Annotated in this window: 15 protein-coding genes, 2 pseudogenes and 1 other annotated feature; of the genes and pseudogenes, 11 read left to right on the top strand and 6 right to left on the bottom strand. The window is 61.6% G+C overall.

From position 1 onward, the window contains the following. Positions 1-93: 93 nt before the first annotated feature. A complete protein-coding gene (locus PSV38_RS14945; RefSeq protein WP_300548742.1) occupies positions 94-2,733 on the bottom strand; it encodes a DNA topoisomerase III in 2,640 nt (879 codons plus the stop codon). Positions 2,734-2,804: 71 nt separating this feature from the next. On the opposite strand from PSV38_RS14945, the gene PSV38_RS14950 reads away from it, so the two are divergent. The 4 genes from PSV38_RS14950 (at position 2,805) to PSV38_RS14965 (ending at position 5,815) form a co-directional block, all read left to right on the top strand. Further along, entirely contained in the window at positions 2,805-3,308 is a 504-nt protein-coding gene (locus tag PSV38_RS14950) for an SET domain-containing protein (RefSeq protein WP_300548744.1), read from the top strand. Between the two features lie 10 nt (positions 3,309-3,318). Then, complete coding sequence (locus PSV38_RS14955; RefSeq protein WP_300548746.1) at positions 3,319-4,206, top strand: biotin--[acetyl-CoA-carboxylase] ligase; 888 nt, start codon at positions 3,319-3,321, stop codon at positions 4,204-4,206. Positions 4,207-4,211: 5 nt separating this feature from the next. Continuing rightward, positions 4,212-4,934, top strand: coding sequence for an SPOR domain-containing protein (locus tag PSV38_RS14960; RefSeq protein ID WP_300548747.1), 723 nt, complete (start codon positions 4,212-4,214; stop codon positions 4,932-4,934). Positions 4,935-5,107: 173 nt separating this feature from the next. Continuing rightward, positions 5,108-5,815 carry a GSU2403 family nucleotidyltransferase fold protein gene (locus tag PSV38_RS14965; RefSeq protein WP_366526663.1) on the top strand — a complete coding sequence of 236 codons (708 nt, stop codon included), beginning with the start codon at positions 5,108-5,110 and terminating at the stop codon, positions 5,813-5,815. Here the strand turns inward: PSV38_RS14965 and PSV38_RS14970 are convergent. From PSV38_RS14970 to tkt, 3 genes are all read right to left on the bottom strand, one after another. After that, positions 5,778-7,529 (bottom strand): S8 family serine peptidase, encoded by a 1,752-nt coding sequence (locus PSV38_RS14970; RefSeq protein WP_300548751.1) that lies wholly within the window; start codon positions 7,527-7,529, stop codon positions 5,778-5,780. The genes PSV38_RS14965 and PSV38_RS14970 overlap by 38 nt on opposite strands. 308 nt (positions 7,530-7,837) lie before the next feature. Continuing rightward, positions 7,838-8,836 (bottom strand): type I glyceraldehyde-3-phosphate dehydrogenase, encoded by a 999-nt coding sequence (gene gap / locus PSV38_RS14975; RefSeq protein WP_300548753.1) that lies wholly within the window; start codon positions 8,834-8,836, stop codon positions 7,838-7,840. 64 nt (positions 8,837-8,900) lie between these two features. Continuing rightward, positions 8,901-10,949 (bottom strand): transketolase, encoded by a 2,049-nt coding sequence (tkt, locus tag PSV38_RS14980; RefSeq protein WP_300548755.1) that lies wholly within the window; start codon positions 10,947-10,949, stop codon positions 8,901-8,903. 174 nt (positions 10,950-11,123) lie between these two features. Between tkt and PSV38_RS14985 the strand changes: the two genes are divergently transcribed. From PSV38_RS14985 to PSV38_RS15000, 4 genes and pseudogenes are all read left to right on the top strand, one after another. Then, positions 11,124-11,408 carry a BrnT family toxin gene (locus PSV38_RS14985; RefSeq protein WP_366526661.1) on the top strand — a complete coding sequence of 95 codons (285 nt, stop codon included), beginning with the start codon at positions 11,124-11,126 and terminating at the stop codon, positions 11,406-11,408. Beyond that, positions 11,392-11,667: a BrnA antitoxin family protein gene (locus PSV38_RS14990; protein ID WP_300548757.1), complete on the top strand. Its 276-nt coding sequence runs from the start codon at positions 11,392-11,394 to the stop codon at positions 11,665-11,667. The genes PSV38_RS14985 and PSV38_RS14990 overlap by 17 nt, the downstream gene beginning before the upstream one ends. Positions 11,668-11,721: 54 nt before the next feature. Next, positions 11,722-11,895: pseudogene (locus PSV38_RS14995) on the top strand (type II toxin-antitoxin system MqsR family toxin); the annotation flags it as partial. A gap of 2 nt (positions 11,896-11,897) precedes the next feature. Beyond that, a complete protein-coding gene (locus PSV38_RS15000) occupies positions 11,898-12,251 on the top strand; it encodes a type II TA system antitoxin MqsA family protein (RefSeq protein WP_300548759.1) in 354 nt (117 codons plus the stop codon). Here the strand turns inward: PSV38_RS15000 and PSV38_RS15005 are convergent. Then, a pseudogene (locus PSV38_RS15005) lies at positions 12,227-13,438 on the bottom strand (IS3 family transposase); the annotation flags it as partial. The gene PSV38_RS15000 and the pseudogene PSV38_RS15005 overlap by 25 nt on opposite strands. After that, positions 13,064-13,166, bottom strand: a sequence feature (AL1L pseudoknot). It overlaps the preceding pseudogene by 103 nt. A gap of 16 nt (positions 13,439-13,454) precedes the next feature. After that, positions 13,455-13,754, bottom strand: coding sequence for a type II toxin-antitoxin system RelE/ParE family toxin (locus PSV38_RS15010; RefSeq protein ID WP_300548761.1), 300 nt, complete (start codon positions 13,752-13,754; stop codon positions 13,455-13,457). A 181-nt stretch (positions 13,755-13,935) separates the two neighbouring features. On the opposite strand from PSV38_RS15010, the gene PSV38_RS15015 reads away from it, so the two are divergent. The 3 genes from PSV38_RS15015 to PSV38_RS15025 are packed head-to-tail and all read left to right on the top strand — an operon-like array spanning position 13,936 to position 15,006. Further along, positions 13,936-14,316 (top strand): XRE family transcriptional regulator, encoded by a 381-nt coding sequence (locus PSV38_RS15015; protein ID WP_300548762.1) that lies wholly within the window; start codon positions 13,936-13,938, stop codon positions 14,314-14,316. 1 nt (position 14,317) lies between these two features. Next, positions 14,318-14,704 carry a hypothetical protein gene (locus PSV38_RS15020; RefSeq protein WP_300548765.1) on the top strand — a complete coding sequence of 129 codons (387 nt, stop codon included), beginning with the start codon at positions 14,318-14,320 and terminating at the stop codon, positions 14,702-14,704. After that, positions 14,665-15,006, top strand: a complete 342-nt coding sequence (locus PSV38_RS15025; RefSeq protein ID WP_300548767.1) for a HipA domain-containing protein — start codon at positions 14,665-14,667, stop codon at positions 15,004-15,006. Before PSV38_RS15020 ends, PSV38_RS15025 begins: the two co-directional genes overlap by 40 nt. Positions 15,007-15,245 lie beyond the last annotated feature (239 nt).

Genomic DNA, 15,245 nt, shown 5'->3' on the forward strand with positions numbered 1-15,245 from the left:
CGCAAGAACAAATCAGATCTTGATTGGTCGCTGCGAGTTCCGGAACCTTACACCGGCCACGCCAACCGCGCTGGCGCCGCCGGTGCACCCCCGTCAGGCCGCCTTCTTGGCCGCGACCTTTTTAGCGGCGGGCACCCGTGGCGCGCGCGGTTCGAACTCGAAGCTCACCTTGCCCGCCTTGGCATCCCAACTCAAAAACGCCTTGAACTTGCGCCGCGTCTTGTTGGACACGAAGTTCTCCAGCAGATCCGTCTTGCCGGTGGCCAGCAGCTTGGTCATCTGCTCGGGCGGCACGGGCTGCTGCAAGATGATCTTGCCGCTCTTGAAGTCACAAGTGGCCACACCCACCGCGTTCTCGCAGATGTAGTTGCTGCCATGGTCGTAGACATGGCCCTTGCATTTGGGGCAGGCGCCCAGCGATTGATGACCGCTGAAGTCCACCGCCTCGCCAGCTTCTTCTTCCTTCCTGGCGGCATCGCCAAAGTCGAACTCCATCTTCCAGTTGTTCAGCTCTTCATCGCGCACCAGCTTGAGTTCGGCCGTGAAGGGCCACCCGGCTTTGGAGCGGAAGCCTTCGAGCGGCCCCACCTTGTGGTCCTGCAGCAATCGGTCGATCTCGGGCAGCTCGAAACTGCGGCCCGCCGGGCTCTTGCTGATCGAGAAGCCGCAACCCGTGCCCTCGGTGCCATCAGCCGACACGCCGCCCTTGCCGATGCAGGTGAAGCGGCGGTAGTTTTCTTTCACCGTGCCGCCGCAATTGGGGCAAGGTGTGGCCATGGTGGCGTAGTCACCGGGGATGGTGTCGCGGTCGTACTCCTTGGCCTTTTGCACGATGCGCTGCGTCATCTGCGCGATCTCGGCCATGAAGGCTTCGCGGGTCAACAAGCCCTTTTCCATCTCGGACAGCTTGAACTCCCAGTTGCCGGTGAGCTCAGGCTTGGTCAGGTCTTCCACGCCCAGGCCGCGCAGCAGCGTGGTCAGCTGGAAAGCCTTGGCCGTGGGGATCAGCTCGCGGCCTTCGCGGATCATGTACTTTTCCATGATCAGGCCTTCGATGATGGACGAGCGCGTGGCTGGCGTGCCCAGGCCCTTTTCCTGCATCGCGGCCTTGAACTCTTCGTCATCGATCAGCTTGCCGGCGCCTTCCATGGCGCTCAGCAGCGTGGCTTCCGAGTAGCGCGCGGGCGGCTTGGTCTTGAGCGCGTTGACCACGACGTCTTCGTTCAGCACGGATTCGCCAGGCTGCACGGCCACCAGTGTGGCGTCATCGTCCTGGGCTTCTTTGCCGTAAACCGCCAACCAACCCGGCTTGACCAGCACCTTGCCGTTGGTCTGGAAGTGATGCTCCTTGCCTGCCGCCGGGATCTTGGTGATGCGGGTGGTGACCATGAACTCGGCCGACGGGTAGAACACCGCCAGGAAGCGCTTGACGACCATGTCGTACAGCTTGGCCTCGATCTCGGTCAGGCTCTTGGGCGCCTGCAGCGTCGGGATGATGGCAAAGTGATCCGACACCTTGGCGTTGTCGAACACGCGCTTGACGGGCTTCACATAGCCTTCCTTCAAGGCCTTGCTGGCGTGCTGGGCCAACTCGCGCAGCGGGCCGGGCATGTCTTCGCTGGCGATCATCTTCATGGTCTCTTTGACCACGTCCACGTAGTCCTCGGGCAGCGCGCGCGAGTCGGTCCGCGGATAGGTCAGCACCTTGTGCTTTTCATACAGGGCCTGCGCCAGCGACAGCGTGGTCTTGGCGCTGAAACCGAAGCGCGAGTTGGCCTCGCGTTGCAGCGTGGTCAGGTCGTACAGCAGCGGGCTGGCCTGGGTCGAGGGCTTGGCCTCTTCAGTGACCGAGCCGGTTTGGCCACGCACCGCATCGGCGATGGCCTGGGCGTCAGCCGCTGACCAAACGCGATCGGCCTTCAGCTCAGCCTCGGCCGAACCATCTGCCGCGCCCTTGTCCTTCTTGAAGGTGGGATCAAACCACTTGCCGTCGTAGCTGCCCGCCGTGGCGCCAAAGCTGCCACGAATCTCCCAGTAGTCGCGGAACACGTGCTTGCGGATCTTTTCTTCGCGCTCGACCACGATCGACAGGGTCGGCGTCTGCACGCGGCCCACGGTGGTGAGGAAGAAACCGCCATCGCGCGAGTTGAAGGCGGTCATGGCGCGGGTGCCATTGATGCCCACCAGCCAGTCGGCCTCGGAGCGGCAACGCGCGGCGTCGGCCAGCGGCATCATCTGGTCATCGGTGCGCAGCTTGTCGAAGCCATCGCGGATGGCCTGCGGCGTCATGCTCTGCAGCCACAAACGGCGCACGCCCTTGCCCAGGCCCTTGGCCTTGGTGGTGGCCGTGCTGTCCTGCGCGTACTGCATGATCAGACGAAAGATCAGTTCGCCCTCGCGCCCGGCGTCACAGGCGTTGATCAGGTTGGTGACGTCCTTGCGCTTGATCAGTTTGACCAGGGCATTGAGCCGCCCCTTGCTCTTGTCGATCGGGTTCAGATCGAAATAAGGCGGGATGACCGGCAAGTTGGCGAAGCTCCACTTGCCGCGTTTGACGTCGAACTCCTCCGGGGCCTTGATCTCGACCAGGTGGCCGACGGCCGAGCTCACCACGTAATTGGCGCTCTCGAAGTAATCGTCGTGCTTGTCGAACTTGCCATCGATGGCCGTCAAGGCCCGCACGATGTCTTGTGCCACGGAAGGTTTCTCAGCGATGACCAGGGCTTTGCTCATGGTTTGAATTTTTTATCCCACTAAAATCAGCTCTTACGCGTGCGCACGCACACGCGCGCCCACTCATTTCAATGTACCCAAAGTTGTCGATGACGCAAGCAATTCCAAAAATATCGGCGTCAGGCCGGCGCATCCAGGTCCGCCAGTCCGGCATCCATGGCCGTGGGGTTTTCGCCACCCAGGCCATTGAGGCGGGCAGCACCGTCATCGAGTACAAGGGCGAAATCATCACCTGGGAGACGGCCCTTGAGCGCCACCCCCACGACCCCGAACAGCCCAACCATACCTTTTACTTTCACCTGGACGACGGCCACGTCATCGACGGCAAGTATCAGGGCAACTCGGCCCGCTGGATCAACCATTCCTGCAATCCCAACGTGGAAGCCGAGCAGGATGGCAACCGCGTCTTCCTCAAAGCCCTGCGCGACATCGCCCCCGGCGAAGAGTTGTTCTTCGACTACGGCCTGGTGATCGACGCCCGCCTGACCGCCGCCCTGAAGCGTGAATACGCGTGCTGGTGCGGCGCCCAGCAATGCCGGGGCACCATGCTGGCCGCCAAAACCCGCAAGCGCTGAGCCACGCCGCATGATCGACCTGAACACCGCCGCCGAGCAGATCTGGCTGGACACGCAGGCCGATTGTCCGAACATCAGCATCGAAGTCCTGCCCGAGACCGACTCCACCAACACGCAACTGTTGGCCCGAGGCCGCGCGGGCGACACCGCCCCCATGCTGCTGGCGGCGCACCTTCAAACCGCCGGGCGCGGCCGCCATGGCCGCCAATGGGTGGCCCAGCCTGGTGACAGCCTGACCTTTTCGCTGGGCTTGCCGCTGGACCTGGACCAGGTGCCCGGTGGCGGCAGCGCCCTTTCACTGGCCGTGGGCCTGGCCATCGCCGAGGCCCTGGACGCGGGCATGGCGGGCTTGCCAGGCCCCGCCCAACCCCCCATCACACTGAAGTGGCCCAATGACCTGTGGTGGCAGCAGCGCAAGCTGGGCGGCATCCTGATCGAGGCCACGCCAGCGCCCGGCTTGACGACCGGTCAGCGTTGGGTGGTCATCGGCGTGGGCATCAACCTGCGGCCCCAAGGCGATCAAGCCAGCGGATTGGCGCACGCCTGCCTGCAAGAGCTCAACACCACACCCCTGACCGCCGGACAGGTGTGGGCCTGGGTCGCGCCCAAACTGCTGCGCGCGGTGCAACGCTTTGCCCTGGAAGGCTTTGCCCCTGTGCAAGCCGCCTACGCTCAACGAGACGCCCTGGCCGGGCAGGACGTGGCCCTTTGGCGCGGCACCAGCGGCAACGCACTGTTGCGCGGCGCCCCCACCGACACTGGCCGCGCCGACGGCGTGGACCAGCAAGGCGCCCTGCTCGTGCATACTGACACCGGCTTGCAACGTTGGACCACTGGCGACGTGAGCGTGCGCTTGGCGGCTTCTTCTGCGCCACCCCCGACACTTCCCCCCGCCTGACACCCATGCTGCGCTCCCTGGTCCTTGTGCTGTTGTTGGCCAACGCTGGTTTTTACGCCTGGAGCCATGGGTGGTTGAACGACGTCATCGGCATCCGGCCCGACGCCCAACGCGAACCGCAACGTTTGAAGCGGCAAGTGAACGCCGACCAGTTGACCGTGGTGGGGGCATCTTCGGCCGCACCGGCCCCACCATCGTCATCCTCCTCCGCACCGCCAAACCAGGTGGACCCTGCCTCGTCCGCCCCCGGCACCGAAGCGTCGGCGGGCCGCACCATCTGCGTGGAAGCCGGGCCTTTCACCGCGACCGAGCAACCCCAGGTCGAAGCCACCCTCAAACCCGTGCTGGCCGCCAACAGCTGGACCACCGACACCGTGGCCGTGCCTGGCGTGTGGTTGACCTACATGGGCCCGTACACCGACACCGACATGCTGGCCCGCAAGTTGACCGAACTGCGCCGCATCCGCGGCCTGAACTTCGAAGAAATCAAAACGCCGACCAACCTGGCGCCCGGCCTGTCACTGGGCCGATATGGCCGTCTTGAAGACGCCAACGCCGCACTCAACACCCTGAAGCTTCGCGGCATCCGCACCGCTCGGGTCGTCACCTTGCGGCCCGCCATGGAAGTGCAAGTGGTCCGGGTGGCCCAGGCCGACATCAACACCCAGGTGGCGCTGTCAGCTTTGAGATTACCTCAGGGCAAAAGCTTCGCGGCTTGTCGGCCTTGAGGTGGTCGTGACTTGGTCGCCGCGCTATACAACAAAATAAATAATGTTGTATAACCGCCGCCATGGTGGAAAGGGCCCGGGCCGCCACACCGCTCGAACGCCTGAAACCATTGGCCAAATCTGCCCTCGCCCTGGGCTGCACGCCCACCCAGCGCAAGCATCTCGGCGTGATCATGCGCCTGAACGAGTTTGGATTTTTCAGGGCCGGTGGCGTGCTCATTGGCACTCATGCATTTTTGTCGTATGCCAATCAATTAGGCTTGCACTGGAATGACTCTGACCAAACGGCTTGCATTGACTTTGCGCACGCGGGGCGCAACATCTCAATCGCCTTGCCAGCCACCGTCAAAGCTCAAAGTCATTCGGCTTTGACCGCCATGGAAGAAGGTTTTTTGCCCATGGTGCAGTACCGAGGCCATGCTAGCTCGTCGTACCAGCATCGTGATGAGCCAGAGTTCCAGATCGATTTCCTCACGCCCCGCGTCGCGGACAACGATGACCCCATCCAGATAGAAAACCTGGATGTCGCCCTGCAACCGCTGCGCTTCATGGAGTTCTCTTTGGAAGATGTCCAGCAGGCCGCGCTGTTCGCCCCAACCGGCCGCTGTGTCGTCGTCAGCTTGCCCCCGCCACAGCGTTATGCAGTACACAAACTCCTGATCATTGGGGAACGTGGGGGGCAGTTCAGAGCCAAAGTCAGCAAGGACTTGGCGCAGGTAGCATCGCTGATGGATTACTTCAAGATGGCTGATCCGGATGCCATCAAGGAAGCCTGGGCAGACGCGCTGTCTCGTGGGCCTGGGTGGCGCAAACGTGCCCTTGAGGGGAGAAAGGCGCTGGCGCTCAAGGCGCCGGAATTGGTTGAGGCCTTGTTGGATTAGCATGGCAGCGCTGCCTGGCTGCCAAGGCGGTCAGGCCGACCAAGCCCAAGAGCTCGGGCCAACCCATTGAACCGCCACCACCGCCTCCGCCAGATGAAGTCGTGGCTACGGACCTCGGCGGCGCGAAGTAAACATTTGGGGATGTGTAAAACGTCGCGGGGGCCGTGAAAGTCCCCAGCCCCTGCTGAGCAATGGCCCAGTCCACAGCTTGCGCAGCGTCCAAAATGCCTGCGCCACACGTGGCCGTGGTGCAGTAACAATGGCTTGTGTTCGTGCTGCTGCAAACACCCTGCGGCTGATCAATGCTCAACACACCAGCAAGATTCGCCGATGTCACATGAGGGCGTGCAGAACTTTCAATGCCCTGGATCAATTGATCCACGCTCAGGGAAGGATTGACCGCCAGCATCATGGCGGCCACGCCTGCAGCCTGAGGCGCCGCGAAACTGGTGCCCGCCACGGTCCTCATGCCGAAAAAAGGCGTGCTGACAGTATCGTCATAGCCGGTGGTCACGATGCCATCATCGGCAAAAGAACGATCGGATTTCAAGTCACCCGCCGCCACCGCAATCCCCTGAGAGGTGAGATTGGCATAACCAGCCTTGTAGCCCCGCATGTCTAAGCCAGTAGCCGCCAGCACACCAGCGCAGTTGGCTGGAAGAGAGGCCGCCGCGTAGCCAACGGTGTCGTCGCCGTTGCCCGCGGAGGCCACCACCAGCACTCCTTGGCTTTTGAGGGTTGCAATGGTGTTGGCGTACAACCAACCCGCATCGTGCGGAGAGTTGGCCAGAGAACAAACACCTTCGCCGCCAAAACTCAAATTGATGACACGAGCTGCGGGATGCGGATTGACGGTCGTGGATGGGGCGCCTTGATAGGGCACATTCGCCGACCAGAGCATGCCTTCGATGATGCTGCTGACCTCCGCTCCACATTTCCCCGATACGCGCACGGGCAAGATGACCGCGGAGCTTGTTTCACCTCGCATGGGCGCCAGCACTCCAGCCATGCCATCAAGGTTGCCGCCGAGCACCCCGGCGATTTCCAGTCCGTGCCAAGAGTTCCCAGACGCCACATTCGAACAGCCGTCAGAAGTGCCGTCGAAAACACCGGGGTAGCTACTGATGTCTTGCGTGGTGATGCCATCGCCCCTGTCCGTGGCGTCAGGATCAATGCCATCGCCATCGTTCGCCAACACTGCGCTATAGATGAAGTCGTACCCGGCCATGTACCGTCCGGACAAGGCGGGATCTGCAAGGATGCCAGTGTCCAGGATCGCGACAACCACTGGTGTCAGGGTACGCCCATCCGTCAGTTTTGCCCAGGCAGGTGCAATGTTGGCAAAGCCGGGCTGAGTGGTGACGCTGATTGGCTGCAGCCAGCTTTGAGAGGCCGTGCTGGGCAACGGGCCAGCTGGGATATAAACCGCTTGCTTCCTGACGATTTCATTGACGACCACCCACTCGACATCAGGGTCTGCACGCATGCGTTCGGCTTCGGCTTTGGCCTGGCTGAGCGAAATGGGATAGCCTGGATGGATCACCGTCGCGCCAAAAGCCGTTTCACGACTCACAAGGAAGGAAACCCGCTTGCGCCGCGCTGCATCGGCCATGCGCTGACGCTGCCGGGGCGCACCATCACTCGGCACGGCAGACGCCTTCAGGCGCACCACCGAGGCAGGCTTGGCGTCCTTGAGCTTGACGATCAAACCCATGGCCATGCGCGGCGGAGAGGCCGGGACCGCTTCTGCGGCCAAGGCCACGCCATGGAGCATCAGCGTCGCCATCAAGGCACACCAACCGCGCTTAACCGCCACACCGACAGGGAAAACTAGACGCCCGCAGGCTTGGCCTTGCCAATTCACAACGCACTACTCCAGGAAAGCGAAGAGGGCTGATTATGAAATAGCCGCCGTCCGCCATGCGCAAACAATGGCCGCTCGTCACATTTGGGCACAACAAAGCAATCGTTCACCCATTGAAAAAGCCCCCGAAGGGGCTTCTGAGGACACGGCCCAAGTATTTACTTGGCAATGACGCGGGCCATCTCCACAACCTTGTTGGAATAACCCCATTCGTTGTCGTACCAAGCCACGACCTTCACGAAGGTCGAATCCAGGGCAATGCCGGCTTCGGCATCGAACACCGAGGTGCAAGGCTCGCCGCGGAAATCGGTGGCCACCACCTTGTCTTCGGTGTAGCCCAGCACGCCCTTGAGCGCACCCAACGATTGCGCCTTCATTTCGGCGCAGATTTCTTCGTAGCTGGCTTCCTTGTTCAGCTCAACCGTCAGATCGACCACCGACACGTCGGAGGTGGGCACGCGGAAGGCCATGCCTGTGATTTTCTTGTTCAACTCAGGGATCACCACGCCCACGGCCTTGGCGGCGCCAGTGCTCGAGGGGATGATGTTTTCCAGGATGCCACGGCCGCCGCGCCAGTCTTTGTTCGAAGGGCCATCCACGGTCTTTTGCGTGGCTGTGGCCGCGTGCACGGTGGTCATCAGGCCGCGCTTGATGCCCCACTTGTCGTTCAGCACCTTGGCGATCGGGGCCAGGCAGTTCGTGGTGCAAGAAGCGTTCGAGATGATCGCTTCGCCCTTGTAAGTCTGGTGGTTCACACCGTAGACGAACATGGGGGTGTCGTCCTTCGAAGGAGCCGACAGGATGACCTTTTTGGCACCGGCCTTCAGGTGGGCTTCGGCGGTTTCCTTGGTCAGGAACAGCCCGGTCGCTTCGACCACCACGTCGGCGCCAACTTCGTCCCACTTCAGCTCGGCCGGGTTCTTCACGGCGGTCAGGCGGATGCGCTTGCCGTTGACGATCAGGGTGTTGCCATCGACCGAGACTTCGCCCTTGAAGCGGCCATGCACCGAGTCGTACTTCAGCATGTAGGCCAGGTAGTCGGGCTCAAGCAGGTCGTTGATGCCGACGATTTCGACGTCGTTGAAGTTTTGCACGGCGGCGCGGAACACCATGCGTCCGATGCGGCCGAAGCCGTTGATGCCAATCTTGATGGTCATGATGGGTGAGTCCTCAGAGAGATATAAACAAAGACTAGAAATCGATCAATCAGTTCAGTTCAGTTCAACGACGGCGGCCCAGGACCACCTTCACGGTGTCCACCACGTTTTGCGTGGTGAAACCAAAATGCTTGAACAGCACGCCTGCCGGGGCCGACTCACCAAAGGTGTCCAAGCCCACAACGGCCGCGCAGCCGTATTTCCACCAGCCATCGGTCGCACCCGCTTCCACTGCGATGCGGGGCAAATTGACGGGCAGCACGCTGCTCTTGTACGCCACGCTCTGACGGTCAAACACCGTGGTCGAGGGCATGGAGACCACGCGCACCGCAATGCCTTCGATGGCCAGTTGCGTTTGCGCGTGCAGGGCCAGTTGCACTTCCGAACCGGTCGCGATGATCACGGCTTGCGGCTTTTTCTTCAACCCCACTTCTGAGGGTTCCGCGAGCACGTAAGCGCCTTGCGTGATGACGTCGGCATCCGTCTTGGGCGCGTAAGGCAGGTTCTGGCGCGACAGCAGCAGTGCCGAAGGGCGGTGCTTGTTGGCCAGCGCCATGGTCCAGGCCACGGCGGTTTCGGTGGTGTCGGCCGGGCGCCAAACGTCCAGGCCGGGGATCAGGCGCAGGCTGGCGGCGTGTTCCACCGATTGGTGGGTCGGGCCGTCTTCACCCAGGCCAATCGAATCGTGCGTGAACACGTGCACCACGCGCAGCTTCATCAGCGCGGCCATGCGGATGGCGTTGCGGCTGTAGTCGCTGAAAGTCAGGAAGGTGCCGCCGTAGGGGATGTAGCCGCCGTGCAGGGCCACGCCATTCATGATCGCGGCCATGCCGAATTCGCGCACGCCGTAGTTGATGTGGCGGCCGATCTGGCCCGATTCGGTCTTGACGACTTGGCCGTCGGCATCGACGCGGAAGGCGGGCGTGCTCTTGGTGTTGGTCAGGTTCGAGCCGGTCAGGTCGGCGCTGCCGCCCAGCATTTCGGGCAAGGCGGCAGTGAAGAACTCCAGCGCGATCTGGCTGGCCTTGCGGCTGGCCACGGTCTCGGCCTTGTCGTGCGCGGCGGCCACGGACTCAACCGCGATCTCGGCGAAGTTCTCGGGCAGGTCGCCAGCCATGCGGCGGGTGAACTCGGCGGCCAGTTCGGGGAAGGCGGCCTGGTAGGCGGCGAAACGCTCATCCCACTCGGCGACCAGTTCTTCGCCGTCGGCCTTGGCGTCCCAATCGGCGTAGGCCGTGGTGGGCACCACAAAGGGCTCGTGCAACCAGCCGATGGTGTCGCGGGTCAGCTTGATTTCATCGGCGCCCAGGGGCTCGCCGTGGGCCTTGGCCGTGTTGGCGCGGTTGGGCGAGCCCTTGCCGATGTGCGTCTTGCAAACGATCAGCGTGGGCTTGTCCTGGCTCAGCTTGGCCCGGACGATGGCCTCGTCCACGGCGTCCACATCGTGGCCGTCCACCGGGCCGATCACGTTCCAGCCGTAGGCCTGGAAACGCTGGGGCGTGTTGTCGATGAACCAGGGCGCCACCTGGCCGTCGATGGAGATGCCGTTGTCGTCATACAGCGCGATCAGCTTGTTCAGCTTCCAGGCGCCAGCCAAGGCCGCGGCTTCGTGGCTGATGCCCTCCATCAGGCAACCGTCGCCCAGGAAAGTGTAGGTGCTGTGGTCCACGATGGTTTGGCCGCCCTGGTTGAACTCGGCGGCCAGCAGCTTCTCGGCCAGGGCCATGCCCACGGCATTGGTGATGCCTTGGCCCAGCGGGCCGGTGGTGGTTTCAATGCCAGGGGTGACGCCGACTTCCGGGTGGCCCGGGGTCTTGCTGTGCATCTGGCGGAAGTTCTTCAGCTCGTCCAGCGGCAGGTCATAGCCGGTGAGGTGCAGCAGCGCGTAGATCAACATCGACGCGTGGCCGTTGGACAGCACGAAGCGGTCGCGGTCGGCCCAATGTGGCTGGGTCGGGCTGTGGCGCAGATGGCGGCCCCACAAGGCCACCGCCATGTCGGCCATGCCCATGGGCGCGCCGGGGTGGCCGGAGTTGGCTTGCTGGACGGCGTCCATCGCAAGGGCACGGATGGCGTTGGCCATGGCGGTGGGGGACTTGGGGGTGGAGGGCATGGGTGGGTGGTTTGGTGGAGGTGGGCTTAGAAGAGGGATTTTAGCTGCTCACAGTCTTACCGCTTTGCGAGCCACAAAGCACAGGCATCCCGCCTTCACTTCAACGGATCTCTTACTTGCGCTCGGATCGAGAAAAAACTACAATTATGTAACTACAAAATACAGGGGCAGCGATTGTTTTCCTGGGATGAAGCCAAAAGCGAGAGCAACAAGCGCAAACACGGTGTCAGCTTTGAGCTTGCCAGGCTGGTTTTTGATGACCCCTGGCATGCCTCCCGGCAAGACCGCATTGAGCACGGAGAGCAGCGTTGGCAAACCATTGGCATGGTTGGAGATGTCGTCCTGCTTCTGGTTGCGCACACCTGGCATCAAGCCGAGGGCGGCACAGAGCACATCCGCATCATTTCGGCACGACGCGCAAGCAAACTGGAAAGGAAAATTTATGAACAAGGTGCCTGAATCCATCCGCAAGGAACTGGCCGCATTGAGCGCCAAGCCCGAGAGTGAAATCGACTTCTCCGACCTTCCCGCCTCCACCGAACAAGACTGGCAAGGTGCTGCAGCACGCGGCAAGTTCTACCGCCCCGTTAAACAGCAATTGACCGTGCGCATTGACGCCGATGTGCTGGAGTGGCTGAAAGGTCAAGGCAAGGGCTATCAGAGCCGCCTGAATGATATTTTGCGGGCGGCGATGCTGGAAAAAGCACGCCATCGTTAGGATTGATGTGGGGCGGAGCCACCGAAAACTCCGCGCCCAAGCAACCTCTCCGAGATGCCGGCGGTGGTAATCGCGCTCACAGCAGCGGATTTCTACAAAAGCATGACCACGCATGCTGATCACACGGTCTGGCAAGACGTGTACCGCCCCAGCACGCAGGCGGGCGACGTGTATCTGAAGTTGACGGTCATTGATGACGTGCTGATCGTGTCCTTCAAGGAGTTATGAACATGAAATGCCCTGTTTGCGGTGCGGCGGAACTGATCCACGACACCCGCGACCTGCCCTATACCTACAAGGGCGAAAACACCACCATTCCAGCGGTAACGGCTGACTTTTGCCCTGCGTGTGATGAGTCCATCACCGACATGGCCGAAACCGAGCGAGTCATGCGGGAGATGCAGGCGTTCAACAAGCAGGTGAACGCGGCCATCGTTGATCCCGGATTCATTGTCAGCGTGCGCAAGAAGCTCGACCTCGGCCAGCGCGAAGCCGCCGAAATTTTCGGTGGCGGCATCAATGAATCGCCCCGGGAATCGTGGAGGCCATTTGGTTTAAGTTATGCCGCCACCGTGGTGGCTTGACTGGCGAGTTGCCGATAGTAGTTTGCCTCAGCTTCTGCAGGAGGGATGTATCCGATGGGCTCGAGCAGGCGATGGTGGTTGAACCAGGACACCCATTCCAAGGTCGCCAGTTCCACCGCCTCTCTTGTTTTCCATGGCCCCCGGCGATGAATCAACTCAGCCTTGTAGAGGCCGTTGATCGTCTCGGCCAATGCGTTGTCATAGCTGTCGCCCTTGCTACCCACTGAGGGCTCAACGCCCGCTTCTGCCAGGCGCTCGCTGTACCGAATGGACACGTATTGCGAGCCGCGATCGCTGTGGTGGATCAAGCTGTTGTCGCGCTCGGGTTGTCGTGCATAAAGCGCCTGCTCCAAGGCGTCTAGCACGAAGTCCGTGCGCATGGAGGTGCTCACACGCCAGCCCACGATGCGCCTGGCAAACACGTCGATGACAAAGGCCACGTACAGCCAGCCTTGCCAGGTCGAGACATAAGTGAAGTCCGACACCCAAAGCTGATTGGGTCGATCAGCCTTGAACTGGCGATTGACCTTGTCCAGTGGGCATGACGCCTTGCCGTCGCTGATTGTCGTGCGCACGACCTTGCCACGCCTCACGCCGCGCAGGCCTTGGCGCCTCATCAAACCCTCGACCGTGCAGCGTGCCACAGCCGTGCCCTCGCGTGCCAGTTGCCGCCACACTTTGTCTGCGCCATAGACCTGCATATTGGCCTGCCAGACTTGCTCGATTTGAGGCACCAGGGTGTCATCGCTTTTGGCTCTGTCACAGCGCTTGCTTGGATCGCGTTGTTGGGCCGCGTAGCGCCGGTATCCCGAAGGGGCCACCTGCAACACCTTGCAGATCGGCTCGACCCCATGGGTGGCGCGATGCTGGTCAATGAAATCTCTCAAGACTTGAGTCGGCGGTCGAAAAGATGCTGGACTCAGCTATGCAGATTGAATCGTCAGCTTGAACCCCAGTGCCCGCATGACCTTGAACAAGGTTTCCGAGTTGGGGGCGCGTTCGCCTGACAGGCTTTTGTACAAGCTCTCGCGGGACATGCCCGTGTCTTTGGCCAACTGCGTCATGCCACGCGCTTTGGCAATGTCGCCCAGGGCCGCGGCAAGCAGTGCAGGATCTCCATCCTCGACCGCCGCCTGCAAATAGGCGGTGACGTCTTCTTCGTCATTGAGGTAGTTGGCCATGTCGAATGGCCGAGTCTTCACCTTACTCATCATGCAACTCCTTGGCCAATTTCTTGGCCCGATCAATGTCGCGAACTTGGCTGGATTTGTCGCCGCCACCTAACATGACAACGATGGCCCCAGATTGCTCAACGTAGTACATGCGCCATCCCGGCCCGAAGAACTCGCGCATCTCAAAGACGCCACCCCCAACCGGCTTCACATCGCCCAAGTTGCCAAGCGATGCTTTGCGCAAGCGCACTTGAAGCCTTGCGCGAGTCGTGCGGTCCTTCAAGCCACCCAGCCAAGCGCTGAACTCTTCTGTTTCGATCACGCTGTACATGGCAAATTGTATCCTTGCGGCTACACCTTTGCAAGTGCGTGTTCATGATGGCTTTGGCAGTGGTAAGCATGCCTGCCCGAAGCCAGAGACGGCCGATGGTACGACTCCAATCGGGTAGGTAGAAAACGAAATATACTGATATAACAGCACTAAATATAGTCTTCTGCGATACCATATCAGTATGCCAAAACCTGCTCGCGCCCTCTCTCGGCTTCCGCCAGCAACCATCGGCGCCATAGAAAAGCTGGGCGCCGATCTGGCGGTGGCTCGCTTGCGCCGCAAGGAATCAATGCGGTCTTGGGCTCAGCGTTTAGGCGTCACGGTCTCTACGCTACAACGGATCGAGGCCGGTGATCCGTCCGTCGGCATCGGGATCATCGCGACCGCACTCTGGCTCATCCAGCGTGACGGCGAGTTGAGAAATCTCGCGGCGCCTGAGCACGACCAAGGCGCCCTTGAAATGGATGTCCGTGAGGCCGTTAATCTGGGCCGCGTACGCTCGCAGGCCTCTGCGCAAGCGCGCATGCGCGCCCTGCAGAACGCCGACACAACCAGGGACTGAAATGCGCCTGGACGATTTGTACCTTTGGTACCTTGATGACCCGGCTAAAGCGCGCTACGTCGGCGCACTCAAGTTGGTCTCCGCAGGCAAGGGAGTTTCTTTGCACTACAGCAAGGAATGGTTGACCAACGGTTTCGCGTTGAGCGAGGACCTGCCGCTCGTCAACACCGAATTCTTGCCGCCCGCCCGCCTCGCGACCGACGCACAGCGCGCGGTCGGCGCTGTCGATGACGCCCGGCCGGACCGCTGGGGCGAGAAGGTCATTCGATTCGTGGACAAGCCCAAACGCCTGTCGCTGATGGAATACCTGTACCACGCTCTGAACAGGCGCAGCAACTCAGCGAGGTCGTGGCCAAAATTGAAGCCTCAGAACCGATCAGCGCTCTAGAGAAAAAAATCATCGCTGGCGGCGGTAGTCCGCTCGGTGGCGCCAAGCCCAAGGCGCTCATCGACATCAACGGGGAACAGTGGGTCATCAAGTTCTTCAACAATGAGCCCATCGACACGCCCCTCATCGAGCATGCGACGATGACGCTGGCCACGCGTGCGGCCATCACCGTGACAGAGACCCAGGTCATCCGACTTGCAGGCGCGAACGCCCTCGCGGTTCGTCGCTTCGACCGTGAACAAGGCCGACGGATTCACAGCATTTCAGCAGGCACTGCCATCCGTGCAGCCACACCCTCTTAATGGTGAACCCGTTCGCCCATGGACGCCTGAAGCTGGAGCCAGCGTAGACGCCTGGCCGACGAACTTAGGGAGAGATACCAGGAGTTCGTCTGCGGCACGCAGGGCCGGAATTCACCGCTCGACAATGCGATGTCGCAGTGCGACGCCCTTGGTCTATCGGCCGAGCGCAGGCCAACAACAGAACGTAGCTGTCGCGTCCCGTGTGATCATGTACCCATTCGTAGCTGGGCACTATTCCG

It is taken from the genome of Aquabacterium sp. (assembly GCF_029946005.1).
GTDB lineage: Bacteria > Pseudomonadota > Gammaproteobacteria > Burkholderiales > Burkholderiaceae_C > Aquabacterium.